2 protein-coding genes are annotated in these 1,447 nt (G+C 37.4%); both read left to right on the top strand.

What is annotated here, in order from left to right; genetic code table 11:
- Window positions 1–267: 267 nt before the first annotated feature.
- A complete protein-coding gene (locus B7C60_RS00025; RefSeq protein WP_045572526.1) occupies window positions 268–510 on the top strand; it encodes a type II toxin-antitoxin system Phd/YefM family antitoxin in 243 nt (80 codons plus the stop codon).
- A gap of 8 nt (window positions 511–518) precedes the next feature.
- Window positions 519–818, top strand: a complete 300-nt coding sequence (locus tag B7C60_RS00020) for a type II toxin-antitoxin system RelE/ParE family toxin (RefSeq protein ID WP_039428516.1) — start codon at window positions 519–521, stop codon at window positions 816–818.
- Window positions 819–1,447: the final 629 nt, after the last annotated feature.

Below are 1,447 nucleotides of genomic sequence, written 5' to 3'. Positions count from 1 at the left end.
AAAAACACTTTAACTTTCAATATATTGCGGTCTTTTTCTCTACGGTTACATAACGCCGCATTAAGGGGCAGGCAACGCAAATAACTGCACTAAAACTGGCCAACCTTAACCTCAAATGCCAACCCGAACCAAAAATGCCTCGCGTTGATTGTCCCTCTTAAATGCTTTGTTAGCTTACCTTTCACACATTTCGTGCGATTTAATTACATTGACCGCTTTGTGTGATAAGCTATACTCCAATTAGACTTGAGACTGTGGAGAATAACCATGCATACATTAACAGCAAATGACGCTAAACGAAATTTTGGTGAATTGCTTCTTAATGCTCAACGCCAACCGATTAAGATCAGTAAAAACAGCAAAGATGCTGTTGTCGTGATGTCTATACATGACTACGAAGAGCTTGAAATGATGAAAACAGAATATCTTAAACATTGTTTCAACGCGGCTAAAGATGACTTGGCAAAAGGCAATGTCGTTGATGGTAAAGATTTTTTGAATGAGTTATAACAAACAATATGCACAATAAACAATATAAACTGAGTAGTTTGGCTCAAACTCATTTACGTAAAGTAAAAAATTATACCATCAACAATTTTTCCGAATTACAGTGGCAACGTTATAAAGAAACACTACTTTCTGGCTTTCAAATGCTCGCCGATAATCCTGATTTAGGACGAAGCTGCCATGAAATATATAGTAACGGCTTTTACTTTCCGATTGGAAAACACACTGCTTACTTCACAAAGGAAGAGAATTTCATCTTAATCGTAGCTGTATTGGGGCAATCTCAGTTACCGCAAAATCACCTGAAATAATAAACGATTATGGGCGATGATTTCGATTGGTAAGCTAACGCCGCATTAAGGGGCAGGCAACGTAAACAACTAAACTCAAACTAGCCAGCCGTAACCTCAAATGCCAACCAAACCAAAACTGCCAAGCGTTGACTGTCCCTCTTGAATGCTTTGTTATGTAACTTTGCTAACCATTTCAAAGCATTACAAAGAACAACATTGCCAAATATCGTTTAACTTACATGAAAAGTTAGCAGTAACCCAGTAGAATTTGCGTGACAACGGCGAAACTGCGAGCCCTAGTTCAAAGAAAAAATGACTGCCACCAAGCTCATCGCAAACCCACTGAACCATTTAGAACCAGCTAAAAACTCGAAGAACAAGAAGACGAAAACGAAGCCAATATGAATAAGACTGACTTTGCAAAATTTATAAATAACCCATTAAAACAATAAGTTAAAATCACAAAGTTAAAATCACAAAACATGCAAAATAGAAGCTAACTTAAAAATGCAAAAGCATAAAAACACTTTAACTTTCAATATATTGTAGGCTTTTTCTTTACGGTTACATAACGCCCGGTTAAGGGGCAACCAACGCTACTGCCAACTTACCGCATAACACCGTAATCACAAAAACCAACGCACAAT

The organism is Vibrio fujianensis (assembly GCF_002749895.1).
Lineage (GTDB): Bacteria > Pseudomonadota > Gammaproteobacteria > Enterobacterales > Vibrionaceae > Vibrio > Vibrio fujianensis.
This window is presented reverse-complemented; position numbering and strand designations above follow the sequence as displayed.